Raw genomic sequence first — 26,958 nt, forward strand, 5'->3', positions numbered from 1 at the left:
ATGTAGGGTCAGCTCGTGATATAGCGCTGCAGATGCTCGATCTGTTCCGCCTGCGCGTCGATCACCGCCTTGACCAGATCGCCAATCGAGATCACGCCGACAACGGCATTGTCCTGCATCACCGGCAGGTGCCGCACGCGGCTGTCAGTGCATAGCCGCATGCAGTCGAACACGTCGGTATCCGGACTCACCGTCAGTGGCTCGCTGCGCATGATGTCGGAAACGGCGGTCTGAGCCGAGGATCGTCCCTGCAGGATGACTTTGCGTGCGTAATCGCGCTCCGACACGATGCCCAACAGATGACCATCGCGCATGACCAGCAGCGCGCCAACGCGGTGCTCGGCCATATGCTTGATCGCTTCAAGCACGGGCGCTTCCGGGGCAATGGTGAAAATCGCGCTGCCCTTGCTTTCCAGCAGATGTTTGACCTGATGCATGCTTGGGTCTCCCACAGGCCCGGACGGGCCGAGTCAGTCGAGTCTACCCCCGCTCAGCGACTGGAATGTAGTGCTCCCGTAAAGACCTGTCTGGCTGGCTTTTGGTGTCTATCGCGCACTCAAATCCCCAAACTCAATGCAGCTTGCGCGGCTGGCGCTGTTCCTCGATGAAATACAACGGCCGCCGTTTGCTCTCCGCATAGTTCCGGCCTAGATATTCGCCAATGACGCCCAGTGCCAGCAGCTGGACGCCGCCGAGAAACAGGATCACCAGCATCAGGGTGGGGTAGCCGCGTACCGCATCGCCGTAGAACAGCGCCCTGATCAGCACGATGAATCCATACACGAAAGCCAACCCGGCTGAGGCGATGCCGACCCAGGTTGCCAGGCGCAATGGCGCCGTGGAAAACGAGGTAATACCTTCGATGGCCAGTTGTGCCAGCCGCCAGTAATTCCATTTCGTGGTGCCGGCCTGGCGAGGTTCGCGCAGGTAACGCACAGCGGTTTGCCTGTAGCCAATCCAGCTGAATAAGCCTTTCATGAAACGCTGACGCTCGCGCAGTTGAGCGAGCGCATCCAGTGCGCGTCGCGAGAGCAGACGAAAATCGCCGGTATCGCGCGGTATCGCGGTGTCGGACAGCTGATTCATGCTCCGATAGAAGGCTGCCGCGGTGAATCGCTTGAAGCCGGTTTCGCCTTCCCGCGCACTGCGTGTGGCATAGACCACATCAAAGCCGGCGCGCCATTGTTCAACCAGCACGGGGATGAGTTCCGGTGGATCCTGCAGGTCAGAATCGATCACCACGGCGGCATCGGCCGTCACGTGATCGAGGCCGGCGGTCATCGCGGCTTCCTTGCCGAAATTACGTGAAAGTTTGATCGCGCCGGTGCGAGGATCGTCGGCTACCAGCTTCTCGATAATTGACCAGGTATCGTCCTTGCTGCCGTCATCGACATAGAGCACATCGCAATCCAGCGACAGGCTATCCAACACCTTGCTCAGGCGCCGATGGAAGACCATCAGCACGTCCGATTCGTTGTACGCGGGAACGACGACGGTAAGTTGCGGCATGGATGTCGCCGAAGCAAGGATGCGCCATGCTAACCAAGTGTTGCCGGTCAGGCGAATCGGCGACGGCGGACCGTCAGCGCTTCATCCGCGGTGTTGCATGGCCTTCGATATAGCCCGGTCCGCCCAACTGCGTCATCTGCTGCTCAATCCAGCCGGCGCGGCGCATCACGTAAGCACTGGGCTGATCGGCATGCAGACGACGCGGGCTTGGCAGCACGGCCGCCAGTCGGGCCGCCTGCGCGGGGCTCAGTCGCGCAGGGGCGGTGTGGAAAAACGTATCGCTGGCAGCGCCCACGCCGTAAACGCCGTCACCCAGCTCGGCGATGTTGGCGTAGACCTCGAGAATGCGCTGCTTCGGCCAGGTCAGTTCGATCAGCACGGTGAAGTACGCTTCCAGTCCTTTGCGCACGAAACTGCGACCGTTCCACAGGAAAAGGTTTTTCGCCGTTTGCTGGCTGATCGTGCTGGCGCCGCGCAAGCGCCCGCCGTCATCGGCTTCGTCGATGGCGCTATGAATCGAGTCGAAGTCGAAGCCGTGATGGTAGGGAAACTTCTGATCTTCACCCGCCACCATGGCCAGCGGCACCCATGGGGAGATCTGGTTCCACGGTACCCAGCGCTGGCGCAGATGGAAATTCGGCTCGCGATGCACCCACGCGCCAAGCTGGCGTTCGACCATCACTGCCGATGTCCATGGCGGCACAAAGCGCAGCACCAGCACCAGCAGCCACGTCATGAGCAGCCATGCCAGCACGACGATCGCCAGCAGGCGTAGCAGACGACGCAATGGAGAGCGACGGGAAAGGTTGGACATGGCGGCACGCAATCGGAAGTATGGCGAGTATAAGGGCGTTGTTCCGAGCCGGCCGCGCCCCCATTTGAATGCCTTGCCGCAAATGCTTGCCCAGACCACAACACTCCGATTTCACGAGGGCTCTTGCCTTGGAAAACCTGCCAGTCGACGACGTTCTCTATCGCTTCCTGCTCGAGCACGCAGGTATCCGCGGCGCGCTGGTTCGGCTGGGTCCGGCTTGGCGTGATGTGGCGGGTCGCGCGGAGTATCCACCGGTGCTGCATGCCGTGCTGGGCGAGGCGCTGGCTGCCAGTGCGCTGCTTACCGGCAACATCAAGCTGGACGGTGCGCTGTCGATCGAACTGAAAAGCACTGGCGCATTGCGCCTGCTGTTCACTGAATGCAACGACGAAGGCCGCCTGCGTGGCCTGGCGCGCTGGAATGATCCGCTGATCGAGCCGCTGGAGTTGCATGCGCTGCCAGATGCCATCATGGCGATCACCATCGGCAACGTGGAACGTGGTCAGCGCTATCAGGGGCTCGTTGACTTGCAGCATCCTGAGTTGGCCGATGCGCTGGAAAATTATTTCGTCCAGTCCGAACAGCTGCCCGCGCGCATCGTGCTGGCCACCAGCGCTGATTACGCCGTTGGCCTGATGCTGCAGAAGGTGCCTGACGAAGGCGGCCGCGACGCGTCGGATGACAAGGACGCGTGGAACCGTGTCGTCCAGCTCACGGCTACGCTGGGCGCTGACGAATTACTGACCACGGCGCCGGCGGAGCTGCTGTATCGGCTGTATCACGAGGAGTCCGTGCGGCTGTTCGAATCGCGTCCGCTGGCGTTCGGTTGCAGCTGCAGTCGCGAACGGGTGACGGCGATGCTGCGCTCGCTGGGTCGCGAAGAGGTCGAGGCGGCGCTGGAGGCGCGCGATGGCGAGATCGAGGTGATCTGCGAGTTCTGCGCGCAACGTTATCTGTTCGATCGAATCGACGCGGAGCATCTGCTCAGCGACAGTGCAGTGTTGGGAACGCCAGACACGACACAATAGTGCATGGGCTGAGTCGGTCTGAATATCGGGACGGAAAGGCGTCGGTGCATGGCTCGACGCGTTGTCGCTGAGGAAAGGATCAGGTCCGCCGCGGTGGCGTGACGGCGCCGAGCCAGGTTTCCGCTGCCTGCGGCATGGCGAAGAGGAATCCTTGGCCATAGCGGCAGCCGACTTTCATCAACGCCTGCCGCTGGGATTCTTCCTCAATGCCTTCGGCGATCACTTTCATCTGCAGTGAGTCGGCCAGCACCTGGATCGCGCGCACCAGCGCGAGCCCTTGGGTTTCCTGATCGTCGACAGGCAGCTCGGTGATAAAGGAACGATCGATCTTCAGCGTCTCGAACGGGTACCGATGCAGATAGCTGAGCGACGAATAGCCTGTACCGAAATCATCCAGCGCGATACCGATGCCATGGTTGCGCAGATTTTGCAGCATCTGTTTCACCTGGTTGGGATTCTCCAGCAGGGCGTGTTCGGTGACCTCGATGCGGATGCATTGTGCTGGCACCGCATATTGCTCGAACAACGCGAGCAGCTTCTGATCGAGATCGGGAGAGCGAAAATGCCGACCGGATACATTGATGCTGATAAAGCCATCAGCACCGATCAGCTTCATGCCTTGTTTGCAGACCTGCTCGAAGATATGCCAGTCGATCGCCTCGGCGCAGCCGCAGTCCTCGGCGATCAGCAGAAAATCATGCGGCAACAGCAGCCCACGCTGGGGATGATGCCAGCGCAGCAACGCTTCGTATCCGGCAACCCGGCCATCGGCTAGTTCCACGATCGGCTGATAGAACGGCACGAACTCGTTGCGACTGAGCGCGTGGCGCAGATCGCTCTCCATGTCCAGCAGCGACAGCGCCTCGCGACGCAGCCGTTCGTCAAACATCGCTGCCCGATGACGACCACCATCCTTCGCGTTGTACATCGCTGCGTCGGCATCACGCAGCAGCTCTTCGGGCTGCTTGTAGTGCGGGCTGGACAGGGCGATACCGATCGAGGCAGAGGTGAAGATCTCCTTGGTGCCAAGCCGGAACGGCGTCTGCAGCTCGACGATGATGCGTTCGGCGATCACCATCGCCTTGCCGGTGTCGGCAATGCCCTCGAGCAGTACGGCAAATTCATCGCCGCCCAGCCGTGCGACTACGTCGCGGGTCTTCAGGCAGGCCCGAATACGCCCGCCGACCTGGAACAGCAGATCATCACCGATCAGGTGACCCACCGAATCGTTGATGACCTTGAAGCGGTCCAGGTCGATAAACAGCACGGCAAACTGCTCGATCGGATTTTCGATGTAACGCTGCATGGCCTGCTCCAGCCGTTGCAGCAGCAGGGTACGGTTGGGCAGGCCGGTCAGCGAGTCGTGTAGCGTCTCGTATTTCAGCCGTCGCTCGACACGTTCGCGTTCGGCGATCTGTTCGCGCAGGTCGCGATTTGCCAACGCCAGCGCGCGGGTACGTTCGGTGACGCGACGTTCCAGCCCCGCATAAGCCTGCTTCAGTGATGAGTCGGCATATCGGCGCTGCAGCGCGTTGGCGATGTGGTAACTGACGAAGGTAAGCAGCTCTTGATCACGTTCGTGATAATTGTGTTCGAGCGAGTAGCTTTGCAGCGCCAGTACGCCCATGACTTTGTCGCCCCAGACCAGCGGCACGCCAAGCCAGCAGACGGCACTCGCGCCGAAGTGTGAGATTTCGCCCGTCGCTACCAGTCGATCAATGTCGGCAGGAAACGCCAGCAAAGGAGTGCCATGGCGCAGGACATATTCGGTGGCACCGCGACCATGCACGCGCGGAGGGCGCACGTTATCAATCTCGTCGACGGAGTAGGGGAAAGTCAGTGACTCCGTTTCCTCATCGACCAGCGCGATATAGAAATTGCGTGCGTAGAGCAGACCGCTGATCGCTTGATGCACGGCTGTGTAAAAATTTTCCAGGCTGCCCGAGGTATTGGCCAGCTCGGCAATGCGGAACAGCGCAGCTTGCAGACGTTCGCCACGTTGGCGCTGCAGAACCTGCTGGCGCAGCACACGATTCGCCTCGCGCAGCGCGGCGGTGCGATCGGTCACCCGGCGGCCCAGTTCGAGATGCGCCTCGCGTCGCTCCAACGCTGTCTGCACGTGCTGCGCAACGTAACTCAGCAGCTCCAGGTCATGCCGGGAGTAGTGTGTATCCGTGCGATAGCTTTGCACCACGATGCCGCCGACGACCTTGCCTGCGCGCAGCAGCGGAACGCCCAGCCAGTGTTCGCAGCTGGGGCCCATCAGCACGAAGCGCTCGCCGAACTGCTGCCCCAATTCCTCGATCGAGCCCATCATCGGCCGACCCTCGTGTAACAGGTTCCAGGTCAGGCTGTGCAGCATTTCCTGCAGCGGCATGTCCTGATCGGGTGGCGGCGGATCGGTATCGACGGTGTCGATGTAGTAAGGGAAGCGGATGGTGTCGGTCGTGGTGTCGTGCAGCACGATATAGAAGTTTTCGGCATACATGAGGCTGCTGACGATGGCATGCAGCGAGCGCATCATCTCGGGCATGTCGTGTCCGGCACCGGCCTGTTCGGCGATGGCATACAAGGCGCGCTGCAGCCGCTCGGCCAAGGCCAGACGCGAGATGGCCTCGTAGAGCCGGCTGGTTTCGGCTAACTGGCGCAGACGCGCGCCGGAAAGTCGTCCAAGCCAGGCCAATTGTTCCTGCACGTCATCCAGCAGCGGCTGGCCGTCCCACTCCATGGTCAGTGTACGTGAACCCTGAGGATCCTCGGCGAGTTCAAGCTGGGCCGTCAACGGAGCCGGTTGTTCATCTTTGTGTCGCCAGCGAAGCTGTCCGTGAATACCCAGGCTGCGCACCATCAGCTCGCCAATGTCCATCACACCACCCGCATCGGACGCCTCGAACAGTCGTTCGACGGCATCACGCAGAGACGCAAGATCTCGCGCCACAAGAAATGGCTGGGATTGACGGATCGTTGGCGTGACACTCATGGAGGTAATAGTTCCGGGCCGGTCTTGTGGATCGACGTATCGGTACAGCATTTTGTTGTGTAAGCTTATATCGTGTAAGTTGGCTTCGTAGCCAGCTTTGTGACGTACGGGGAACTCAATACTTTCAAAGGTCATTCAAGGGCCTTGGCCTGCTTTTTGTGAGCTGGTATGGGCTTTTGACCGTATTTGAAGGGTGTTAGTTATTTGTAAAGTTCGGGTATACTGCATTCGCAAGATATCCACCGGAAACGACGTTACCCAAGCTTATGCGCCGACTGTATTTGCCACTGCTGATGTTCCTGTTGCCGCTCGCTGCGGCCGGGCAGTCTGCGGTTGGAGATAACGCGGTTGGCGAACAGCTGCTGTCACAGCAGCCGGCGCAGATGGCTCAAGTCGGACCCGGTGTAGTTGTGCCGCTCTGGCTCGGTGCCAATGGTCATCTATTGGCGCTCAAGGCGGATAACGGTGGCAGCGCTGATGCGCTGCGCAACAACTCGCTGCTGTCCTTTCACGTTGTTGACGCATCCAGCGTCACGTCGACCGGTCTGCAATATGGCTTGGCGCCGAATCTGCAAGCGAACGCGGAGATCAGCCAGCACACCTGGGTCAATCAACCCACCCGCGTTATAGGCAGCGAAGTGGGCGCCACGTATAACGCCGGACGCTACAGCCTTGGCTTCAGCGTCGGCGCCAACAGCACGCAGGACAACAATCCAACGTTGCCACGCATACTTCCAAGCGTTGCGGCGGGTGTTGATGGCTTGTCGAGCTTTGACAGCAGTGCCCAGGTCAATGCGCGTGGTCGATTGGCATTCGGCAATACCAGTGGTATCGATTTGGGTGCCAGCGTTGGCCGCATCCACTTGCTGCCGGGTAATCTGCTGGGCATCAATACACTGGACCAGAAAGCCTTGAGCTTTGGCGTTGATCATGGCGCGTTGAGCGGCATGTTGATTGGTCGCACGATGGAGCCGCAGCTTGGCGTCCCCGGCGCCAATTTCGGTCCCGACCGCCGCTGGAACAGTATCGATCTGGGTGTCACGTGGCGTCTGCCGTGGCGCGGCCAGTTGAGCGTCGGTGCGCAGAATCTTTGGTCATCCGGTACGCCTTCCAATACGCCAGTCGGTCCCGAGCCGGATCAGTCGCGTACGCCTTACGTGCAGTACCACCAGGATCTCTGATCGTTCGTTGGTTTTCAAAACCGAACTTGAAAACGCCATCGCTCACACGATGGCGTTTTCGCTTGTGGCAAGCGAAATTTTTAATTACGCCATTTATGGCAAGCAGTTTGTGGCCGTGCCATTTATGGCCAGCAGGCTTATAAGCCTGCCATTTAAGGCTCTGCACTCTGCAAACGTGTTTGCGACTAAGCGGCTGACGATCAGTCCTGTTTGCGGATGTGCAGATCGCCGCTGAAGGTTTCGATGTTGATCTTGCCGCTGCCGTTGCCCAAATGGACATCCAGACTGCTGCCTGGCCCGTGCTCGGGTTTTTCCGGCGTGCCGAAGTCGCTGCGCAGATCACCACTGAAGCTGCTCGCGTGAAGCGAGCCGGAGATGGTTGAAGGCAGTTGCAACTGCACGTTGCCGCTCATGCTGTCGATCCCAATATTGCCATCGGCAGCAACGCTGCCAGCCAGTTGCACATCGCCAGACACGGTGCTCAAAGTCAGCTTTTTCCAAGGGCCGCCATTGGCCTGAATATGGCCGGAGATCGTCTCCAGCTTTACTTCGCTGCCGAGGGTCGGCGCAAGAATGTCGCCGCTGACCGTCTGCAAACTGGCCATTTCGGCATGGCCAGCCAGTTCGATATTGCCGCTGACGCTGTCCACTTTGAGCGACGGTGTGCGCGCACTGATGCGCGCCCTGCCGCTGACGCTGTTGATCTCGATGTTGCCACCGTCGAGCCCATCGAGGACCAGCGGCGCGCTGACCACACTGATATCCAATGAGGCGGCCTTGGGCACGTGCAGTTCCAGTGTGCTCGGTGACATCTTGCTGTCGCTGTTCCAATTCAACCAGCCTGAGCCGCCCTGGGGTTCGACCTTGATCGAGAGGTCACTGTTGCTGCCGGTGATCGTCAATGGCTTGGTGCCATCGCCGAGTTGACCGCTGACCTGCACCTCATTGCGATCCCAGCCGATGACGGTCACCGTGCCGGCGACGTTGCTGACGCTGACGCGGGCCGTGGCGCTGGCATCGTGGCGCAGATTGATCGGTGTCTCAGCCAAGGCCTGACCAATGCAAAAACACAGCAGCAGTGGAAAGTAACGGGTAATTTTCATGGTCATTCCTGAGCGCGTCAGCCGGCGTCAGTCGCCAGCTGACGAAGCTGGTTCTGTTGACGCTCGGTACGCATGAGTAAACGTTGCAGCGCTGGTGAATCGGGTGCTTGCTGGATTGCCTGCTGCAATTCCATGCGCGCAGCATTCAGCTGTGTGGCCGCGCCGGTCAGGCGGGGGTCGGTGGGTTTCCAATTTGTCGTGGTCGGCTGCGTGCTAGCCATCGGTGCCGGCGCTGACGCAAACCTCGCGTGCCAGCCGACAAAGCCGGCGAGCAGCAACGATGCTGCAAAACCGGCGGCGATCAGCCAGCGCCGTGGATTTCCCGATCGAGGCCTCGCGGTCGACGCGCTGTCGGTTACTGCCGGCCCGGCATTGTCCAGTGCAGCGTCGATCGTGTTCCACAAATCCTGGCGAGGGGTGAGTGGCTGACGCAGGTCGCGCATTTGCCGGCGCCATTCGAATTCGTTCATGTCATTTCTCCCGCAGCTGCGGATCCCAATGTCTTGCGTAGTAGGCCGCGGGCGCGGTGCAGTTGTGCTTTTGATGTTCCAACGGCCATGCTGAGTTCGTTGCCGATTTCTTCGTGTCGCCAGCCTTCAATATCGTGCAGTACCAGCACCGCGCGGGCGCGTGGCGGCAGCAAAGCGATAGCGCGTTCGAGTTCTTCGCGCTCGGCGGCGCAAAACGGCGTCTGGCCGGGATCAGGTAGGTGTTCATCGTCCACCATGCTGACCGGATCAGCGCCGCGGGCGCGAATATCCATCAGCGCCACATTGACCGCGAGTCGATACAGCCAGGTGCCGAATGCGCTTTCATGGCGAAAGCCGGGAAGTTTTTGCCATGCGCGAACGAAGGCTTCCTGTGTCAAATCTTCTGCGCGAGCGTGATCGTAACCGGCAAGTCGATAGACCGCGCCATGCACGCGGCCCACGTGGAGGTGATAAAGCCGCTGGAACGCCCTCCGATCACCCGCTGCCGCTGCGCGAACGTCGTCACCGTCGTTGGCTACCGCGGTGGCGACGGGTGACATGGAAGGTCCAATGGCAGGGCAGGCGGAGATCATCTTGCCAGCTTGGATGCATCCAAGCGCAGAAGGGTTTGAATCGACTGAGTTGCGTCAGGTCGATGGCATGATCCGATCATAGGCGATTGGCGAACGGCTGCAATCGGTCGACTCAGGAGGCGGCAGCCTTCCGGTGCGGTTGCTCGATTGCCTTGGCCACTGCCCGTGCGACGCGTTGCTGCTCTTTTCGCAGGCGCTCCGGCAGGCGCGGTGCGAAAGTATCGAGATATTCGCCGATGGCGGCGAGTTCATCCTGCCAGGCGGCGCTGTCCACTTCGAGCAGTTCGTCGAGCCTGGCGCGGTCGAGTTTCAGTCCATCGAGATTAAGTTCATCAGCCAACGGCAGCGTACCGATCGCGGTATCGACGCCGTTAACGCGACCCTCGACACGATCGATCATCCACTGCAGCACGCGCAGGTTGTCGCCAAAACCGGGCCACAGGAATTTGCCGTCAGAGCCTTTGCGGAACCAGTTGACGTGGAAGATCTTGGGTAAGTTGGCATTGGGCTGATCGAACGACAGCCAGTGCGCGAAATAGTCGCCGTAGTGATACCCGCAGAACGGCTTCATTGCCATCGAGTCGCGTCGCAGCACGCCGACCTCACCGGTTGCCGCCGCCGTAGTTTCCGAGCCCATGGCAGCCCCCATCAAGACACCGTGTGTCCAGTCACGGGCTTCCATCACCAGCGGCAGCAGCGAGGGTCGACGACCGCCGAACACGATGGCGCTGAGCGGCACGCCCTGCGGCGCTTCGGCCTTTTCAGACCAGGTCGGGCATTGCTTTGCGCTTACGGTGAAGCGCGAATTCGGATGCGCCGCGGGACCGTTGGCGGCATCGTAGGGGCGGCCCTGCCAGTCGGTGACCGGCTTGCCTGGCAGGCCTTCCCACCACGGCTGGTTGTCGGCAGTCACCGCCACGTTGGTGTAGATGGTGTCGTGTGCGATGGTGACCAGCGCGTTCGGATTACTGCTCTCGCTGGTGCCCGGTGCCACACCGAAGAAGCCAGCCTCGGGATTGATGGCGTACAGACGTCCACCTTCGCCGGGCCGCATCCAGCAGATGTCGTCGCCGATCGTCCAGACCTTCCAGCCGTCCTGGCGATAGCCTTCCGGGGGAATCAGCATGGCCAGGTTGGTTTTGCCGCAGGCAGAAGGAAACGCGGCGGCGATGTAATGCGTCTCGCCCTTGGGATTCTCGATGCCGACGATCAGCATGTGTTCGGCCATCCAGCCTTCGGTGCGGGCCTGATTGCTGGCGATGCGCAATGCATGGCACTTCTTGCCCAGCAGGGCGTTGCCGCCGTAGCCGGAGCCATACGATTTGATGGTGAGCTCTTCGGAGAAATGCATGATAAAGCGACGTTCGGGATCGAGTTCGCCGGTGGAGTGCAGCCCCCTGACGAAATGTCCTTCGCGCTCGATCCGCGCCTGTGCCGCTGCGCCCATGCGGGTCATGATGCGCATGTTCGCGACGACGTAGGGGCTGTCGGTGATCTCCACGCCGCAGCGCGCCAACGGGGAATCGATCGGACCCATGCAGTAGGGAATCACGTACAGCGTGCGGCCAGCCATGCAGCCATCAAATAGGGCATCGATCTTTGCGTGCGCTTCGGCCGGTGCCATCCAGTGATTGTTCGGGCCGCTGTCCTGCTTGTCCGTATGGCAGACAAACGTCAGGTGCTCGACGCGCGCAACGTCAGAAGGATTGGAGCGGTGCAGATAGCAGCCGGGGTGAGTCTGTTGGTTCAACTCGATCAGGTCGCCGGTCTGCAGCATTTGCTGCACCAGCGCCTGATATTCGGCGTCCGAACCATCGCACCAATAGATGCGATCGGGTTTGGTCAGGGCCGCGACTTCATTGACCCACTGCTCGAGTGCTTCCAGCTTACTCGCCATCGTTTTCCCTCTGGTCTTGCATGAATTGAGAATGGAAACGGTAGTTTGCAGACATTGGCATTGCAAGGCGTGACGCAGCAAAAGGCCGTCCGGGCGGCTTAATGGAATCACTTCCAATGTGATGAACGGATCAGGCTGGAATCAGGGTCGCAATCATGTGTTCCACGTAGGCATCGAACTCTTCGTGGTTGATGCGCGGCAGGCCCAGGGTGAAGTTGAGCTGCAGAAAGCCCACGTAAGCAGCGTAGGTCAGGCGTGCGCGGTTGAGAGCTTCGATCGAAGGCAGACCGGCTTCGCTATAGGCGGTAGTGAGAAATTCCATTCGCCGCTGCGACACCCGTGCCATCACCGGGACTACCTGTGGATGATCAAGTGCTTTCAGCAGCGCGGCATACACACGGTGCGGCTGCAACTCGTGGGCGACTCGACGAAACAATTCGGGCAGACGTTTGCGCGGATCGGCGATCTGCTCGATCTGGTTGATCACTTCGCGCTCGCCGTACTGCTCCCAACGCTCTAGCGAGGCGTTCAGCAAGGCCTCGCGAGTGCGGAAATGCCAGTAGAAGCTGCCCTTGGTGACGCCAAGCTGTCGTGCCAACGCTTCGACGGCCAAGGCACCCACGCCTTGCTCGGCGATCAGATGCAGCGCGGCGAGTTCCCAATCCTCGGCGGATAGGCGGGTGCGTTCCGGTTTTATGGCGGCGTTCATTGGGGCATGGTAGCCACACGCTTTGAATTTGTAATGCGGCGCGATTTATATCATTGAAATTTCAAGGTATCTATTGGCACTTGAGCTGGCGAATGATGGCGGAAAACCGGCGTATTGACGGCACTTGCCGCGACAGTCCATACTCATCCGTATGGTTTCCCCGAACACTGCCAGCGCTGAGGTCTGTCGTTTTCCGGTCGCCGATCTGAATTTGGCGGTGGAAACGCGTAACGCTGCGGGTCGGCCGGTGCTGCTTTTTTCGCATGGCTTCGGGCAGACGCGCGGCGCGTGGAATGTTGCAGCGACTGCCCTGGCTGAAGAGGGCTGTCGATGTGTCACGTTCGACAGTCGCGGCCATGGCGAAAGCGATCGGGTTCTTGATGGCGAATATCGCATGGAGCAGTTCGCCGATGATCTGATTCGAATCGCCAAAGCCCAACCCGAGCCACCGATTCTGGTCGGCGCATCCATGGGCGGGCTGTTGGGCATGCTGGTGGCGGGGGAAATGACACCGTCACCATTCCGGGCACTGATTCTTGTCGATATCACACCGCGTTGGGAAACCGCTGGCGTGGAACGCATTCTCGCCTTTATGCAGGCCTATCCAGAGGGCTTTGCCGACTATGACGAAGCGGCCGAAAAGATCGCTGGCTATCTGCCGCAGCGACGCGAACGCAAGACTGAAGAACAGCTGCGTCCGCTGTTACGTAAAGGCCCCGATGGGCGACTGCGCTGGCACTGGGATCCTGCCCTGTTGGCCGGTGTGGTAGCCCAAAGCGAGCGTTACCAGCCGCGCCTGCTCGCAGCGGCATCCAGGATCGACGTGCCGGTATTACTGTTGTCCGGAGCAAGCAGCGACGTGGTGTCGAGCGATACGGTCAAGGAATTTTTGCAGCGCGTACCACACGCACGGCATGTGGAGCTGCCGCATGCCACGCATATGGTGGCCGGCGACTCGAATGATGCCTTCACGCGCGAGGTTGCGCGCTTTGTGCAAGATCTCGTTCAACAAGACCTCGTTCAACAAAATCTGGCCCAACCAAACTCGAGCCAACCCGACTTGTCGAATCAACAAGATCTGGATCGACCCGATGACCGGCACTATGCCGGTGCTGTTCAACCATGATGAGGTGTTGATATGTCTGTGTTACTGACCATCCTGGCAGCGCTGATAGCGACTGGCGCCTGCGCTTACCACCGTTCCAGCCTGCGCACATGGGCGATCGCCACGATAGTCACCACATTCGTGGTTGGGCTAATCGCGGGCGCGCCGTTGACCATGCTGATCCTGCTGATCATCGAGCTGGCGATCGCCGTGCCGCTGCTGATGGTGAGTTTCCGTCGCCGCCAGATCAGTGCGCCGATCCTGAAGACGTTCGCCAAGGTCACGCCGAAGCTCTCCGATACCGAACAGACCGCGCTGGAAGCGGGCACGATCGGTTTCGAGGGCGAGCTGTTCTCGGGCAAGCCGAACTGGAGCGTGCTGATGAAGCAGCCCAAGCCGGTATTGAGCGTAGAAGAGCAGGCCTTTATGGACGGCCCAGTGGAAGAACTCTGCGGCATGATCGACGACTGGCAGATCACACATGAGTTGGCTGATTTGCCGCCGAACGTCTGGGACTTCATCAAGAAGAACAAATTCTTCGGCATGATCATCCCGAAGCAGTACGGTGGTCTGCAGTTCTCCGCGCTCGCCCATTCGGCCGTGCTGCAGAAGCTGTCGACCATGTCGTCCACGGTGGCTTCGACCGTGGCTGTGCCCAACTCGCTCGGGCCAGCCGAGCTGCTGCTGCACTACGGCAGCGACGAGCAGAAAAATCACTACCTGCCACGTCTCGCGGTCGGCGAAGAGATTCCGTGCTTCGCACTTACCGGTCCGTATGCTGGCTCTGATGCCACCTCGATCCCCGACTTTGGCATTGTCTGCAAGCAGACGGTTGATGGTGTCGAGACGCTGGGCCTCAAGCTGACGTTCGACAAGCACTACATCACGCTGGCACCGATCGCCACCCTGGTCGGTCTGGCCTTCCGTATGTATGACCCCGAGCATCTGCTGGGTGAGAAAGAAGATCTTGGCATTACGCTGGCGCTGTTGCCGCGTACGACGCCTGGGCTGCAGATCGGTCGCCGTCATTTCCCGCTGAACGTGCCGTTCCAGAATGGCCCAATCCACGGCAAGGACATGTTCGTGCCACTGTCCACCTTGATTGGTGGCCCGCACATGGCGGGTCACGGCTGGCGCATGCTGGTCGAGTGTCTGTCGGTCGGTCGTGCGATTTCGCTGCCTTCCAGCGCCACCGGCGCGGTTCGCGGTGCGGTTGCAGCAACGGGCGCGTATGCGCGCATGCGCAAGCAGTTTGGCCTGTCGATTGCCCGCTTCGAAGGCGTGGAAGAGGCGCTCGCACGCATCGGTGGCCTGGCTTACGCCACCGCTGCCTTATCCAAGTCGACAGCAGCCGCGGTTGACCGTGGCGAGAAGCCGGCAGTGACCTCGGCGATTGCGAAATACCACGCGACCGAGTGGGGTCGTGAAGTCGCCGCCAATACGATGGACGTGCTGGGTGGCAAGGGTGTGCAGCTCGGTCCGAAGAACTACGCCGGCCGCTCGTTCCAGGCGGTGCCGATCGCCATCACAGTGGAGGGCGCCAACATCATGACGCGCAGCCTGATGATCTTCGGTCAGGGCGCGATCCGCTGCCATCCCTATGTGCTGAAGGAAATGCAGGCGCTGGCGATCACCGATCGCAGCGAACAGCTGAAGACATTCGACCGTCTGCTGTTCAGTCATCTCGGCTTCGGTGTGTCCAACGCCGTGCGCAGCTTCGTGTTCGGTCTTACCGGCTCGCGCATTGGCGAGAGTGCCGGCGACAACTACACCCGTCGTTACTATCGCAAGCTCGACCGTTACTCGGCAGCGCTGGCGCTGTGTGCCGACGTATTCATGGGAGTGCTGGGCGGCAAGCTGAAGTTCAAGGAAAAGCTGTCCGCGCGTCTGGGCGACGTGTTGAGCAATCTGTACATCGCCAGCGCCATGCTGAAGAACTATGAAGACGCCGGTCGGCCGGAGGCGGATCGTCCATTGTTGGCGTGGGCGTTCCACGAGTGCATGTGGCGTACGCAGACAGCGCTCGATGGCGCCATCCGTAATTTCCCCGTCCGCCCGGTGTCGTGGCTGCTGCGCGCGCTGGTGTTCCCGTTCGGTCGCCGTGAGGTGCCACCGTCCGATCGTCTGGGTCGCCGCGTGGCTGCCTTGATCACGGGGCCTAGCGAAGCGCGCGATCGCTTGCTGGAGTATGCCTACCTCACGCCGACACCGAACAACGTGGTTGGCCGTATGAACGCACTGCTGCCACAAGTCATTCTGTCCGAGCCGGTGGATCGCAAATTTGCCAAGGCGCAGAAGAGCGGCCAGTTCAAGGCGCACGATTACTTCGAGCAGCTGGTTGAGGCGGAGAAGGCTGGCGTGCTGAGCGCTACCGAGGCCGCTCTGCTCAAGCATGTACGCGAGAGCGTGTTTGAGTTCATCTCGGTCGACGACTTCCATCCGGACGAATTACGCGCGTTCAAGACCCGTGCAGATCGGCAGGCCGAAGCGCAGGCCGATGCATGGGTTCGCAAGCCCGAGGTGCGTACGGCCGAGAACGCCGAAGGCTAAGGTCGGCCAGGCGGTATAAATCTGGATGGCATAAAAAAACGGCGGGCAGTTAATCTGCCCGCCGTTTTTGTTTTCCCCCGTGCTGGCGGGTCAGGCAAAACTTAAGTTGCCGCTGTGGATATATCCGCCAGTACGCAACAATTTTTTCCGGCGTGTTTGGCTTCGTACATGGCACGATCGGCTGACCGGATCAGCTGTTCGTCGGCATCCTGACGATCGCTTTCGAGATACTGCGCTACGCCGATGCTGGCACCGACGCGCACGTCGATCGTGCTTTCACCCACGGTGAGTGTGTATGGCTCGGCGAGTGCCTTGCAGAGCGATTGACCGAGCTGAAGGGCGAGCTTCGGATCGTCGATTTCCTCGAGAATCAGCGCGAATTCGTCACCGCCAATGCGTGCCACGGTGTCGTTGCGCCGTAGTTCTTCAAGCAGGCGTTTGGAGATTTCCTGCAGCAACGCATCACCTGCGGGATGGCCGTGTTCATCGTTGACGTTCTTGAAACCATCGATGTCGATGCAGGCGAGTGAAAACCTTCCGTGATGGCGTTGCGCATGATTGATCGCAACGTTCAATCGATCGTGAAACAGCATGCGATTGGGCAGGCCTGTGAGGGCATCGTGGCTGGCTTGATGGCGCACCAGCGCCTCGACTTTTTTGCGTTCGGCGATTTCCACCGTCAGCTGCTGGTTACGCTCGGACAGCGATGTCATCGCCTGTTCAAGTTCGGTACGCGCGGCGTACAGTTCCAGAAAGATGCGCACCTTCGACTGCAGGATCACGTCGTTGATTGGTTTGGCCACGTAATCCACCGCACCGGATCGATAACCCTTGAGCCGGCTCATGTCATCCGCGTAGGCTGCCGTGACGAAGATGATCGGTGTCTCGTGCAGCTGCTCCGTTTCGCTGAGCAGGGCGGCCACTTCGAAACCGTCCATATCGGGCATGTTGACGTCGAGCAGGATCAGCGCGAACTGATGATCCAGGCACAGTGCCAGCGCCTCGTTGCCACTGGTCGCCTCGAAAATCGCTGCGCCGCTGCGCGCCAGCAATCGGCGCATGGCGACCAGGTTGGCGTTGGTATCGTCAACGACGAGAATTTTCGGAAGCATCGTATTCAAGGTAGACAAACTCAGGCCAGGCAAAGATGGTTCAACAATGGCGCTATCTGTTCCAGCGCTACGCAGTAATCAGCTCCGGCAAGGTCCAGCGCTGCACACGGCATGGCCGATGCGTCGGCATTTTCGGGGTCCTGTACCACCGCGATGCCGCCGCGTTGGCGAATTCTCGCCAAACCTTCGGCGCCATCGCGATTCGCACCAGTCAATATCACGCCGATCATGGCCGAATGATAAACGTCGGTGGCAGAGCTGAACATCACGTCGATCGATGGTCTGGAATGGCACACTTGCTCGTCGACGGACAATGCAAAATGCCTATCGTTCTCAATCAGCAGATGATAGCCGCCGGGCGCAATGTGCACGGCGCCACCAGTGGCCAACTGCCGTTCGCGTGCTTCCATCACTGGCAACGCGGAATGGTTGCCCAGTAGTTCGCACAACGAATCGACATTACCGGATGTATGACAGCAGACCAGTAGTGTTTGTGACAACCGTCGATCCAGGCCGCCCAGCAAAATCCTGAGCGCGTTGAAGCCACCCTGAGAGCAGCCGATGGCAATCAATTCAGGCCGGCGCATCGCATGTTTCAGAAGTTAGTTGCAGCGTGCGTCGATACAGCCGCATGCCGGCATCGACGGCACTGAAATCAACCGCCACCGGCGCAAAGTCCAGACTCTCGCGCAGACCCAGACAGAGGTAGCCGCCTCGCACCAGGCTGTCGCGAAACAGCGCTAGAGTGCGATTCTGCAACGGGTTGGAAAAATAGATCAGCACGTTGCGGCACAGCACCAGGTGCGCCTCGCAGAACATCCTGTCGGTCACCAGGTTGTGGTTGGTGAAGGTGATATGGCGACGCAGGCGCTCGTGCAGTCGAATGAAATCGTAGCGGGCGCTGTAGTAGTTGGCGAGCGTGTGGTTGCCGCCGGCCTCCAGATAGTTGCGTGACCACAGCTGTGCATCCTTGGCCGGATAGATGCCTTCGCTGGCGCGTTGCAGCGCATCGGGATTAAAGTCGGTGGCGAAGATATGGCTGCGCTCGTACAGGCCCGCCTCTTCCAGCAAAATCGCCAGCGAATACACTTCTTGTCCATTCGCACAGCCGGCCTGCCAGACGTTGATGCGCGGATAAGAGGCGAGCATCGGAAGCACCTGCTCGCGCAATGCGCGAAACACGGCCGGGTCGCGGAACATTTCCGATACCGGCACCGATAATCCCTGCACCACCTGCGTGACGAAATCCGCTTCGTGCAGCAGTCGTGCGGTTAGTTCGGTGATGCTCGCGCATTGGTGCACCTGTACCAGTTGGCGCACCCGTCGGGTCAGCGATGCCGGCGCGTACTGGCTGAAGTCGAAGCCGTGTCGGCGCTTGAGCGCCAGCACGAACAGATCCATCTCGATCTGTTCCAGTTCGATATCAGGTAGCGGCATCGACATGGAACCTCAGTGTTGCAGCCAGACGCGAATCATCGACGACAGCTTGTCGATGTCGATGGGTTTGGAGAGGTAATCGCTGGCGCCGGCCTCGATGCATTTTTCGCGGTCGCCACGCATTGCCTTCGCGGTCAGCGCGATGATGGGCAGGTTGATGAACGGTGCCTGCGCGCGAATGGCGCGAATAGTGTCGTAGCCGTCCATCACCGGCATCATGATGTCCATCAACACCAGCTCCGGCGCCTCGTCATCGGCCAGCGCCTTCAACGCTTTTTGGCCGTCCTGCGCCATGTTTACCACCAGGCCCCAGCCGCGCAGCACTTTGGACAGTGCAAACAGATTGCGCATATCGTCATCGACTAACAGCACGCGACGACCGGCCAGCTCGGCATTTGATGATCCGTGGCCAGCATTCGCCGCCCGTTTGGGCGCATGCCGGATGCTGTGCAGAAAAAGACTCACTTCATCGAGCAGGCGTTCCGGTGAGCGTGCGCCTTTGACCACGATCGAGTCGGTGTACTGGCGAAGCAGCAGGTTTTCCTCGCGGCTCAAGTCGCGCCCGGAATACACCACAACCGGCGGTACGCCACCAGGCGCGTTCGACAGATGTTCGAGCAGTTCAAGCCCCGACATGCCGGGTAGCCCTAGGTCGAGCACGATGCAGTCGTAGCGCGTTGCGGCCGCTTTCTCCAGCGCCTCCTCGGCGGAACCAGCTTCGTCGATCAGCACATTGTCTGTACGCAACATCGTGCGCACGGCCGTGCGCGAATCGGCCTCGTCATCGACGATCAACAGATGACGCTGGTGCCCTTCGGCGAAATGCAGCAGTCGTTCGAACGCCATGCTGATCGATTCGCGGCTCACCGGCTTGGTGAGAAAGCCAACCGCCCCCTGTTCGAGCCCGCGCGTCGCTTCGTCGGTGGCGGAAATGAAATGCACGGGAATCGCTCGTGTATGGGCATCGGCCTTGAGCTGATCCATCACCGTCCAGCCGTCCATCATCGGCAACATCACGTCCAGCAGAATGCCGGTGGGACGATGCTCGCGTGCCAGCTGCAGGCCGGCCTCACCGTTGTTCGCCGCCAGCGCGCGATAACCCTTGCGATGGATGATGTCGATCAGGATACGGGTAAAGGCTGGGTCATCCTCGATCACCAGAATCGTGGTCTGGCCCGGCTGCAAAGTGTTGCGATCGTCGTCAATGGCTTCCGGCAATAGATGCGGCGAGGCGGATAGCACGGCCGCCGGTGACACTTTTTGCAGTGCATGTTCGATCGCTTCGACGGTACGTTCCGGCGGTGTCTCCGGTAGTAGCACGGTGAAGCAGCTGCCACGGCCGCTTTCGCTCTGCAGCAGAATATCGCCGCCCATTAACAGGCTCATCTTCCGCGAAATGGCCAGACCCAGACCGGTGCCCCCGAACTGCCGGCTGGTGCCGGCGTCCACCTGCTCGAATGCGTTGAAGATGTGCTGAAACTTGTCGGTCGGGATACCAATGCCGGTGTCGTTGACGCTGATGGCAATCAACGGCTGATCGGCCAGCGCATCCGGCACGTTGATTGCGTTGTCGGGGCGGCCAATGCGCACAGTCACCGAACCCTGCGCGGTGAATTTGAATGCATTGCCCAGCAGGTTATTGGCGATCTGCTCGAGCTTGGCGCCGTCGGTGCGCAGGATCGTCGGCAGGCCCGGTTCGATATTCACGGTAAAGCCAAGCTGCTTTTTCTCCGCCACGTGCCCGAAGGTGCGCATCAGTCGTCGCTGCATGTCGGCCAGCGGGAGCTCGTCGATCATCAGTTCCATCTTGCCAGCCTCGATCTTGGACAGATCAAGAATGTCGTTGATCAAATGCAGCAGGCTGGTGCCGGAATCGTGGATGATCCGCGCCGATTCGATCTGTTCTTCATCGAGATTACCGGTGTCGTTGTCGGACAGGCTGCGCGAGAGAATCAGCAGACTGTTCAACGGCGTGCGCAGTTCGTGCGACATGTTGGCGAGAAATTCGGACTTGTACTGACTGGCACGCGCCAGTTCCTGGGCTTTTTCCTCGGTGTCTTTCTGCAGATCGACGAGAACGTGCTTCTGCCGGTTGAGGCTCTCGGTTTTTTCGCGCAGCTCTTCGTTGGAGGCCTGCAGTTCTTCGGCCTGAACGCGTAACTCTTCCTCGGAGGCGATCAGTCGTTCGGACTGTTCTTCCAGCTCCGCCGTCTTGGCCTGCAGCGCATCGTTGTTTTCGCGTAGAACATCTTTCTGCTGGCGCATGACCAGTTCGGACACACGCAGTTCGTCGGCCTGTTCCTGCGTGCGTTCCAGTAAATCCTGCGTGTTGACAGCACGGTTGAGGTTTTCCAGCGTCAACGCGATGATCGGCAGCAGTTCATCGATCAGTTGACGGTACAGCGGTTCGATCGCCGTAAAGCCGGCCATTTCCAGCACGCCGATCAGGCGATCGCGGTAGAGCACCGGCAGAATTGCGATAGTGCTGGGCAGCGCGCCGCCGCTGCCGGAATCGATGTGCACGTAATTGACCGGCACGTTGTCCACAAGGATCGGCTTGCGCTCGAGGGCGCACTGCCCGACCAAGCCTTCGCCCGGCATGTAGCTGTCCGCCGAATGGCCGTCCAGGCGCAAGCCGTAGCTGCCCAGCAGATCGAGACGGAAGCGTGTTTCGTCAAACGAGTAGAACAGGCCTACGCCCATCTTTAGCAGTGGCACCAGCTCGCTGGTCAGCCATTGGGCAAATTCGCGATGGGTGGCCGCCTGTTGCAGGCGATGAGAAACGTTGCTCACCTGGGTCTTCAGCCACGTCTGCGATTGTGTATCGATCGCCATTTGCCTGAACACCTGCAGACCACGCGAGATCTTGCCGATCTCATCCTGCCGATCCAGCCGGCGGATCTCGAAGTCGTGATCATGATTGGCCAGCCGGGCCATCATGTCGGTGAGCCGATGCAGCGGCCGCGTCACCAGGCGCGAGGTCAGGCGAATGATCAGGATGCTGATCAGCAGCGCGAGCAGCGCGGTAACGCCGTTCACCACCGTGTTGAAACGCAGCGTACGATCGAGACTCCGACTGCGAACCGCCAGCAGCCGGCGTTCCTCGGCGACCATGCTGTCCAGCACGCCCTGCATTTCGTCGATGTTGACCGTTCGATGGCTGAGATAACTCTGCTGAATGCGGTGGCGTTCCAGACTTGCTGCCGCAGGATCGGCGATTTTCATCTGCTTGACAGGGTCAATCACCCGCGCCGTCACCTCCAGCTGCCATTTGGTCGCTATGGCTTCAAGCGTGCCAATACGCGACTGCTGCAAGGCATTGTCCGAGGTCAGCTGACGTGCCTGAGCGATACGTATTGAAATGTCCTTCGTACCGCTCTCGAACATGGCCAGCTGATCGGCACCCTGTGTCAGCATGAAGCCACGCGCACCGATCTGGCTGGTCTGTGTCGCATGCCTCAGATCGCTTAGCGCTAGCATCACCTCGTAGGTATGGTCCGTCCATTGACTATGTATGTCCTGTTGGCGCAGCGAAATGCTCAGCATTGCACTCGTCACCAGAAACAGGCCCAGAAGCAGGCCAATCCCCAGGATGATTTTTCGCTGCAGCGGCTGATTGGCCAGCCACGATTGTTTCGATGATTTGGACCTGGTCGGTGGCATGCGCTGGCCGTCGTGGTTCATGGGCAATCGGTCACGGCCACCGGGTAGGGTGGCATGTGGGGACAGAGTAGCCGGTGTCATCCTCGCACCATAGCGGGAGACAATGAGCACCTAACGGCAGCAGAGGGCTCAGCGAGTGCGCCGAAACGGCACGATCGAGCCTCGGCGCAGCGCCACGGCCAGCAAGGTCAGCGACAGCAGCGAACAGACCGCCAGCGCGACCACCGAAGCCTCCGCACCAAACACGCCACCGCTTAGCCATACGGGCCCGGTGCGATTCGAAACCAGCCAGCCGTCGACTGCGCCGCCCGATACCGGAATGCCGTAGATCGTGCCCTGCATGACGTTCCACGCAGCATGCAGGCCGATGCAGGCCCATAGCGAACGGGTCACGTGATAGAGCAGACCGAGCATGATGCCGGCTTCAATCGCGATGGCGGCCGAACTCCACAGCGTGGCGCCGGGATTGAAGATGTGCGCACCACCAAAAAACAATGCCGAGATGGCCAGCGCGCACCACGTGCCCAGGCCTTCCTCGACGATGCGGAACAGCACGCCACGCGCAATGATCTCCTCGCCAATGCCCGCACCGATGCCTGCGACCAGGATCTGTGGCAGCCAGTCCACGTGCGCGTTGGTGCCGGTTACGTGATACACACCGAGCAGCCATAGGACGCCGACCACGAGACTGAAAAGCAGCGCGCCGAGGAGCAGGCCACCAAGTCCGAACGTCGGCAGACTGTGCACGGAAAGTTCACGTACGCGACGCTGCTCGATCAGCTTCACCACAATCAAGTTGGCGATCAGCGCCGGCAGCAGTTGCAGGCTCAATGTAGCCAGCGCATGCTGGAGTGGTGTCGCCGTTTTTGCCGTCCAGTCCAGCATCGCCACGACGGCGCGGGTTACAAAGCCGATGCCGACCAGCATCGCTGCAAAGAAAACGATGCGTGCCGCCGGCGAAAAAACCAGCCAACGCAGCCAACGCGGTGCGTCGGCTGGTGTGGTGAAAGCGAGGGATGGATTTTGCATGTCTGTCCGCCTGGTGGATGGATGCAGGCTGTCATGGTCGGACGTTTCCCTTAGTGCCATCCGAGCGGGTCACGAGGTGCGACGATCGCGTTTACATATCTACCGAAGCGGCATGCTCACGGGTGTTGGCAAACCGTACCTGAGGCCAGCGCTCCTGCGCCAGCTGCAGATTGACCCGCGTCGGCGCGATGTAGACCAGTTCGCCGGCACCGTCGATGGCCAGGTTCATCGCGTTCTTCTCGCGGAATTCCGCCATCTTCTTTTCGTCGTCGCAATGTACCCAGCGGGCGGTGGTGACCGTGACCGGCTCGAAACTGGCGTCGACGTTGTACTCGTCTTTCAGACGGTACGCCACTACGTCGAACTGCAGCACGCCGACCGCTCCGAGAATCAGGTCGTTGCTCATCAACGGACGGAAGAACTGCGTTGCACCTTCCTCGCTGAGCTGGGCCAGACCTTTCTGCAGCGCCTTCATTTTTAGCGGATCGCGCAACCGCGCGCGGCGGAAGAGTTCCGGGGCAAAGTTCGGGATGCCGGTGAAATTGACCGACTCGCCTTCGGTGAAGGTATCGCCAATCGTGATGGTGCCGTGGTTGTGCAGGCCGATCACATCGCCTGGGTAGGCCGTCTCGACGATCTCGCGATCGCTGGCCATGAAGGTCAGCGCGTTGGCGATGCGGATGTCCTTCCCTGTGCGCGTCTGGATCATCTTCATGCCAGCGGTATAGGTGCCCGAACACACGCGCATAAAGGCCACGCGGTCGCGATGCGCCGGGTCCATGTTGGCCTGGATCTTGAAAACGAAACCGGTGAGTTTTTCTTCTTCGGGCTCCACTTCGCGCGTCAGCGTGGCACGCGGGCGCGGCGAGGGTGCATTCGCCACGAAAAAATCCAGCAGCAGCTGTACGCCGAAGTTGTTCACCGCCGAGCCGAAAAACACCGGCGTTTGCTTGCCGGCGAGGTACTCGTCCATATCGAACGAGGGCGCGGCGCCCTGTACCAATTCGAGCTCTTCGCGCAGTTCGCGCATCGCCTCGTCGCCGATCTTTTCCAGCAGGCCGGGCGCGTCGAGGCCCTTGAAGGTGGTCGAATCCTGGCGGGTGAAATTCTTGCCGGGCTCGAACACGTGCACTTCGTCCAGCAACAGGTGGTACACGCCCTTCAGCCGCTTGCCCATGCCGATCGGCCAGGTCAGCGGCGCGCAGGCGATGCCCAGCACGGACTCCACTTCGTCCAGCAGCTCGATCGGCGAGCGACCCTCGCGGTCCAGCTTGTTGATGAATGTCATGATCGGCGTGTCGCGCAGCCGGCAGACTTCCATCAGTTTGATCGTCCGTTCTTCCACACCCTTGGCGCAGTCGATCACCATCAACGCCGAATCCACCGCGGTCAACACGCGATAGGTATCTTCGGAAAAGTCCGCGTGGCCAGGCGTATCGAGCAGGTTGACGATCTTGCCCTCATACGGAAACTGCATCACCGACGAGGTCACCGAAATGCCGCGCTCCTTTTCCAGCGCCATCCAGTCGGACGTGGCGTGGCGTGCTGCCTTGCGCCCCTTCACCGAGCCGGCCATCTGGATCGCACCGCCGAACAGCAGCAGTTTTTCAGTCAACGTGGTCTTGCCCGCGTCAGGATGGCTGACGATGGCAAACGTGCGGCGGCGAAGGGTTTCTTGCAGATGCGTGGACATGCGGGCAGGTCGGCTGGAGCGTTAGCCAGTAATGATACCGTGGATCGACCTCAGGCCCGTCCTCCGCGGACCTAAGCGAAGCTCTGGTAGGTTGGGATGAGTGCTAGCGAATCCCAACGCCACGCAGTCTGGAATGTTGGGGTTCGCTAGCGCTCATCCCAATTTACGAGCTAACGATGTGCATCGGGTATAGGATCGAGATAGATGCCCGCTTGTCTTAGCTTGTCTAACATGGTGTCGTTGTATTTCCTGGCGTAGGTCCTCGCGTTGTGATTGAGGTCTGCCTCTTCTCTCGTACAGAACGCGTCACCCGTGCTCTCTAACATTCTTATTTTGCTTTTGTGCGGATAGGGAGCGCCGTCATAACCGGGAACTTCTACGGAAAAACCATAGACCCCCAACAACCGAGCATCGCCTCTCGCATACGCGTTCGCAGCGTCTTCGGTTGCGTTGTTTAACTTCAGCGATCTCAGCTCCTCAAGTCCCATTGAATGTTTGTTTTGCGTCGATGGATTGCATGTCGACGCTGGGTGGCTGCATGCCGACAGCACAAGGGAAGCGACCAAAATAAGAACGATTGGGAAGCTTTTTCTCACATCGACTAGCCTGATATGGAATTGTGGGTGACGCTTCAAGCTAAAGGGCTTAAAGGCCGGTTGAGACCGCCATTGGAAGCAGAACTCAAGGCACTTCCCATTCGCTGTCTTCAGAGCTTTGAAAAAAAAGCCCGAGGATCACCACTCGGGTTCTTTTGCTTCGCGCTGACAATCAGATCAGCGCGTCATCGAAAGCGAAGCAAGCTTCGCTTCCCCAGCAGCTTCGGCTTGGACAGCTTCTGTGCCTCACGGAAGCAAGCGCGGCCGGTCAGTGCCGAGGAGTCGACGGCATGGTACTTGCCGTCGATCAGGCGTGCCTTGAAGTCCAGCACTTCGTAGCCGGCGACCTGGCCCTGGCGCGACTCGACTTCGATCGCGTGCTGCACGGCCGGGATGTATCCGCGCGGGATCTGCAGACTGACCTCATGCCGGAGAGTTGTTGCGCGTGGGATTGGTTTGCGGTGGAGCGGTCGAATCGCGAATGACCAGCTCGGGCGTGAAGCGAATCTGTATCGGGTCGCCGGGTGGGGTCCTTTGCAGTAATTCGGCGATCAGGCGCAAGGTCGCATGGCGGCCAATTTCACTAGTGGTCTGGCGGGCGGTGGTAAGTGCTGGCCATGCCCGTCGTGAGAACGGGTTGTCCTCAAAGCCGGCAATCGACAGCTCACCTGGAACCTTGATGCCGATCGAGTGTGCGGCGGCGAGTACGCCGGCGGCAATTTCGTCATTGCTGCCGAAAATAGCCGTGGGTACTTCCTTGGCCGCCAGCAGCTTGCGGGCGCGGCGGAAACCATCCTCGTAAACATAGGTGCCCGGCAAGACAAATTTCTTGCGCAGCGGGATGCCGTGATCGCGTAAGGCATCGGCATAACCTTGGTAGCGCTCCGGACTGGAGTGGTATTGCGGGTCGCCCCACAAAAAGGCGATACGAGTGTGACCCAGCTGGATCAGGTGGGCAGTAATGGCATAGGCGGCGCTGTGATCATCGACATAAACACAGGGCATGCCGTCGTCCGGTTCCTGGCGAGCGGCAATGATGCGCACGAATGGGATATTGGCGGCTTGTAGTTGGCTCAGCAGGGCCGGGTCTTCGGACATCGGTGGAGTGAGTACCAAGCCGGCTAACCGCACGTTGCGGGCCAGCTTGCATAGCTCTTCAACCAATCGAGGTGCGCTGGCGTCGTAGGGATGGATCAGCAGCTCGTAACCCCGCTCGCGACATGCTGCCAGTACCCCTTTCTGCATGCTGAGCACGTAGTTGGCATTCGGGTTGTCATCATAGGCAAGGCCGATCGCGAACGACTGCGTGCCGCGCAGGCTACGGGCGGTGACATCCGGCTCGTAGCCCAGCTCATCCACCGCCTTCAATACCCGTTGCCGGGTGACTTCACGCACCGATTCCTCTTGATTGATGGTGCGTGACACGGTCATCAGCGATACCCCCGCCTGTTTGGCGACGTCCTTGATGGTGGGTTTGCGCAATGCGTCA

At 60.1% G+C, this 26,958-nt stretch carries 21 protein-coding genes; 4 read left to right on the forward strand and 17 right to left on the reverse strand.

Annotation, left to right across the window (positions count from 1 at the left end; all coding sequences use genetic code 11):
* Positions 1-8: 8 nt before the first annotated feature.
* The 3 genes from HDE80_RS01250 to mtgA form a co-directional block, all read right to left on the reverse strand.
* Positions 9-437 carry a CBS domain-containing protein gene (locus HDE80_RS01250; protein ID WP_184667099.1) on the reverse strand — a complete coding sequence of 143 codons (429 nt, stop codon included), beginning with the start codon at positions 435-437 and terminating at the stop codon, positions 9-11.
* Positions 438-570: 133 nt separating this feature from the next.
* Entirely contained in the window at positions 571-1,509 is a 939-nt protein-coding gene (locus HDE80_RS01255) for a glycosyltransferase family 2 protein (protein ID WP_184667101.1), read from the reverse strand.
* 73 nt (positions 1,510-1,582) lie between these two features.
* Complete coding sequence (mtgA, locus tag HDE80_RS01260) at positions 1,583-2,323, reverse strand: monofunctional biosynthetic peptidoglycan transglycosylase (RefSeq protein WP_184667103.1); 741 nt, start codon at positions 2,321-2,323, stop codon at positions 1,583-1,585.
* A gap of 128 nt (positions 2,324-2,451) precedes the next feature.
* Here mtgA and HDE80_RS01265 point away from each other — a divergent pair, with 128 nt between their 5' ends.
* Entirely contained in the window at positions 2,452-3,351 is a 900-nt protein-coding gene (locus HDE80_RS01265) for an Hsp33 family molecular chaperone HslO (RefSeq protein ID WP_184667105.1), read from the forward strand.
* A 79-nt stretch (positions 3,352-3,430) separates the two neighbouring features.
* On the opposite strand, the gene HDE80_RS01270 is transcribed toward HDE80_RS01265, so the two are convergent.
* Positions 3,431-6,331 carry an EAL domain-containing protein gene (locus tag HDE80_RS01270; RefSeq protein WP_184667107.1) on the reverse strand — a complete coding sequence of 967 codons (2,901 nt, stop codon included), beginning with the start codon at positions 6,329-6,331 and terminating at the stop codon, positions 3,431-3,433.
* A gap of 266 nt (positions 6,332-6,597) precedes the next feature.
* On the opposite strand from HDE80_RS01270, the gene HDE80_RS01275 reads away from it, so the two are divergent.
* Positions 6,598-7,512, forward strand: coding sequence for a hypothetical protein (locus HDE80_RS01275; protein WP_184667109.1), 915 nt, complete (start codon positions 6,598-6,600; stop codon positions 7,510-7,512).
* Positions 7,513-7,712: 200 nt separating this feature from the next.
* On the opposite strand, the gene HDE80_RS01280 is transcribed toward HDE80_RS01275, so the two are convergent.
* The 5 genes from HDE80_RS01280 to HDE80_RS01300 form a co-directional block, all read right to left on the reverse strand.
* Positions 7,713-8,615 (reverse strand): DUF4097 family beta strand repeat-containing protein, encoded by a 903-nt coding sequence (locus HDE80_RS01280; protein WP_184667111.1) that lies wholly within the window; start codon positions 8,613-8,615, stop codon positions 7,713-7,715.
* A gap of 17 nt (positions 8,616-8,632) precedes the next feature.
* On the reverse strand, positions 8,633-9,085 hold the full coding sequence (locus tag HDE80_RS01285) for a hypothetical protein (RefSeq protein WP_184667113.1): 453 nt from the start codon (positions 9,083-9,085) through the stop codon (positions 8,633-8,635).
* On the reverse strand, positions 9,082-9,645 hold the full coding sequence (locus tag HDE80_RS01290; protein ID WP_184667115.1) for an RNA polymerase sigma factor: 564 nt from the start codon (positions 9,643-9,645) through the stop codon (positions 9,082-9,084). The genes HDE80_RS01285 and HDE80_RS01290 overlap by 4 nt, the downstream gene beginning before the upstream one ends.
* Before the next feature lie 145 nt (positions 9,646-9,790).
* On the reverse strand, positions 9,791-11,575 hold the full coding sequence (locus tag HDE80_RS01295) for a phosphoenolpyruvate carboxykinase (GTP) (RefSeq protein WP_184667122.1): 1,785 nt from the start codon (positions 11,573-11,575) through the stop codon (positions 9,791-9,793).
* 130 nt (positions 11,576-11,705) lie between these two features.
* Positions 11,706-12,284, reverse strand: a complete 579-nt coding sequence (locus HDE80_RS01300; RefSeq protein ID WP_184601941.1) for a TetR/AcrR family transcriptional regulator — start codon at positions 12,282-12,284, stop codon at positions 11,706-11,708.
* 151 nt (positions 12,285-12,435) lie between these two features.
* On the opposite strand from HDE80_RS01300, the gene HDE80_RS01305 reads away from it, so the two are divergent.
* Both HDE80_RS01305 and HDE80_RS01310 read left to right on the forward strand, forming a co-directional pair.
* The gene (locus HDE80_RS01305) at positions 12,436-13,410 is read left to right on the forward strand and encodes an alpha/beta hydrolase (RefSeq protein ID WP_184667742.1); all 975 of its coding nucleotides are present in this window, start codon (positions 12,436-12,438) and stop codon (positions 13,408-13,410) included.
* A gap of 12 nt (positions 13,411-13,422) precedes the next feature.
* Complete coding sequence (locus tag HDE80_RS01310; RefSeq protein ID WP_184667124.1) at positions 13,423-15,939, forward strand: acyl-CoA dehydrogenase; 2,517 nt, start codon at positions 13,423-13,425, stop codon at positions 15,937-15,939.
* 101 nt (positions 15,940-16,040) lie between these two features.
* Here HDE80_RS01310 and HDE80_RS01315 read toward each other — a convergent pair whose 3' ends face one another.
* The 8 genes from HDE80_RS01315 to HDE80_RS01350 all read right to left on the reverse strand — a co-directional run bounded on the left by HDE80_RS01315 (position 16,041) and on the right by HDE80_RS01350 (position 26,951).
* The gene (locus HDE80_RS01315) at positions 16,041-17,051 is read right to left on the reverse strand and encodes a diguanylate cyclase (RefSeq protein ID WP_184667751.1); all 1,011 of its coding nucleotides are present in this window, start codon (positions 17,049-17,051) and stop codon (positions 16,041-16,043) included.
* 20 nt (positions 17,052-17,071) lie between these two features.
* Positions 17,072-17,638, reverse strand: a complete 567-nt coding sequence (locus HDE80_RS01320) for a chemotaxis protein CheB (protein ID WP_184601944.1) — start codon at positions 17,636-17,638, stop codon at positions 17,072-17,074.
* Positions 17,625-18,494: a CheR family methyltransferase gene (locus HDE80_RS01325; protein ID WP_184667126.1), complete on the reverse strand. Its 870-nt coding sequence runs from the start codon at positions 18,492-18,494 to the stop codon at positions 17,625-17,627. The genes HDE80_RS01320 and HDE80_RS01325 overlap by 14 nt, the downstream gene beginning before the upstream one ends.
* 6 nt (positions 18,495-18,500) lie before the next feature.
* Entirely contained in the window at positions 18,501-22,172 is a 3,672-nt protein-coding gene (locus HDE80_RS01330; protein WP_255483523.1) for a response regulator, read from the reverse strand.
* Positions 22,173-22,280: 108 nt separating this feature from the next.
* On the reverse strand, positions 22,281-23,180 hold the full coding sequence (locus HDE80_RS01335; protein WP_184667128.1) for a type II CAAX endopeptidase family protein: 900 nt from the start codon (positions 23,178-23,180) through the stop codon (positions 22,281-22,283).
* A 91-nt stretch (positions 23,181-23,271) separates the two neighbouring features.
* Positions 23,272-24,873 (reverse strand): peptide chain release factor 3, encoded by a 1,602-nt coding sequence (locus HDE80_RS01340; RefSeq protein ID WP_184667130.1) that lies wholly within the window; start codon positions 24,871-24,873, stop codon positions 23,272-23,274.
* A 781-nt stretch (positions 24,874-25,654) separates the two neighbouring features.
* Positions 25,655-25,945 (reverse strand): hypothetical protein, encoded by a 291-nt coding sequence (locus HDE80_RS01345; protein WP_345776403.1) that lies wholly within the window; start codon positions 25,943-25,945, stop codon positions 25,655-25,657.
* The gene (locus tag HDE80_RS01350) at positions 25,893-26,951 is read right to left on the reverse strand and encodes a LacI family DNA-binding transcriptional regulator (RefSeq protein WP_184667134.1); all 1,059 of its coding nucleotides are present in this window, start codon (positions 26,949-26,951) and stop codon (positions 25,893-25,895) included. Before HDE80_RS01350 ends, HDE80_RS01345 begins: the two co-directional genes overlap by 53 nt.
* Between the last annotated feature and the right edge of the window lie 7 nt (positions 26,952-26,958).

The organism is Rhodanobacter sp. A1T4, from assembly GCF_014207185.1.
Taxonomy (GTDB): domain Bacteria; phylum Pseudomonadota; class Gammaproteobacteria; order Xanthomonadales; family Rhodanobacteraceae; genus Rhodanobacter.

Excerpts from the sequence above, each read along its gene's own strand:
- HDE80_RS01310 (WP_184667124.1), top strand. The coding sequence starts at position 13,423 with ATGTCTGTGTTACTGACCATCCTGGCAGCGCTGATAGCGACTGGCGCC.
- HDE80_RS01330 (WP_255483523.1), bottom strand. The coding sequence starts at position 22,172 with ATGAACCACGACGGCCAGCGCATGCCACCGACCAGGTCCAAATCATCG.
- HDE80_RS01275 (WP_184667109.1), top strand. The coding sequence starts at position 6,598 with ATGCGCCGACTGTATTTGCCACTGCTGATGTTCCTGTTGCCGCTCGCT.
- mtgA (WP_184667103.1), bottom strand. The coding sequence starts at position 2,323 with ATGTCCAACCTTTCCCGTCGCTCTCCATTGCGTCGTCTGCTACGCCTG.
- HDE80_RS01315 (WP_184667751.1), bottom strand. The coding sequence starts at position 17,051 with ATGCTTCCGAAAATTCTCGTCGTTGACGATACCAACGCCAACCTGGTC.
- HDE80_RS01335 (WP_184667128.1), bottom strand. The coding sequence starts at position 23,180 with ATGCAAAATCCATCCCTCGCTTTCACCACACCAGCCGACGCACCGCGT.
- HDE80_RS01255 (WP_184667101.1), bottom strand. The coding sequence starts at position 1,509 with ATGCCGCAACTTACCGTCGTCGTTCCCGCGTACAACGAATCGGACGTG.
- HDE80_RS01325 (WP_184667126.1), bottom strand. The coding sequence starts at position 18,494 with ATGTCGATGCCGCTACCTGATATCGAACTGGAACAGATCGAGATGGAT.
- HDE80_RS01320 (WP_184601944.1), bottom strand. The coding sequence starts at position 17,638 with ATGCGCCGGCCTGAATTGATTGCCATCGGCTGCTCTCAGGGTGGCTTC.
- HDE80_RS01340 (WP_184667130.1), bottom strand. The coding sequence starts at position 24,873 with ATGTCCACGCATCTGCAAGAAACCCTTCGCCGCCGCACGTTTGCCATC.
- HDE80_RS01305 (WP_184667742.1), top strand. The coding sequence starts at position 12,436 with ATGGTTTCCCCGAACACTGCCAGCGCTGAGGTCTGTCGTTTTCCGGTC.
- HDE80_RS01270 (WP_184667107.1), bottom strand. The coding sequence starts at position 6,331 with ATGAGTGTCACGCCAACGATCCGTCAATCCCAGCCATTTCTTGTGGCG.
- HDE80_RS01290 (WP_184667115.1), bottom strand. The coding sequence starts at position 9,645 with ATGTCACCCGTCGCCACCGCGGTAGCCAACGACGGTGACGACGTTCGC.
- HDE80_RS01250 (WP_184667099.1), bottom strand. The coding sequence starts at position 437 with ATGCATCAGGTCAAACATCTGCTGGAAAGCAAGGGCAGCGCGATTTTC.
- HDE80_RS01300 (WP_184601941.1), bottom strand. The coding sequence starts at position 12,284 with ATGAACGCCGCCATAAAACCGGAACGCACCCGCCTATCCGCCGAGGAT.
- HDE80_RS01280 (WP_184667111.1), bottom strand. The coding sequence starts at position 8,615 with ATGAAAATTACCCGTTACTTTCCACTGCTGCTGTGTTTTTGCATTGGT.
- HDE80_RS01285 (WP_184667113.1), bottom strand. The coding sequence starts at position 9,085 with ATGAACGAATTCGAATGGCGCCGGCAAATGCGCGACCTGCGTCAGCCA.
- HDE80_RS01295 (WP_184667122.1), bottom strand. The coding sequence starts at position 11,575 with ATGGCGAGTAAGCTGGAAGCACTCGAGCAGTGGGTCAATGAAGTCGCG.